The sequence below is a fragment of the Bordetella trematum genome, assembly GCF_900078335.1.
Classification (GTDB): domain Bacteria; phylum Pseudomonadota; class Gammaproteobacteria; order Burkholderiales; family Burkholderiaceae_B; genus Bordetella; species Bordetella trematum.
In genome coordinates, this window is record NZ_FKBR01000016.1 from 1 (window position 1) to 212 (window position 212).

Annotated in this window: 1 protein-coding gene; it reads right to left on the bottom strand. The window is 67.5% G+C overall.

Translation table 11 applies throughout. The features are described from left to right. Window positions 1-212: hypothetical protein (locus tag A7V84_RS21325; protein WP_235815950.1), on the bottom strand; the 212-nt coding region annotated here is incomplete at its 5' end.

Sequence of the window (212 nt, forward strand, 5' to 3'; positions counted from 1 at the left end):
TCACTCCTTCGCCGCATACGCGGTCTTTCCGCCATCGCTGGCGGTGTGGATGGGTTCGCCGTGGGCGTCGAGGGTCGGGCCGATGACGCCGGTCATCAGCAGCAGGGAAAAGACGATGGCGGCGCTGCACAGGCCGTAGCAGGCGACGTTGATATCCCACTGCTTGCGGTAGGCCAGCAGGTACAGGGCCAGGGCGCGGCGGGAGAGGGTGC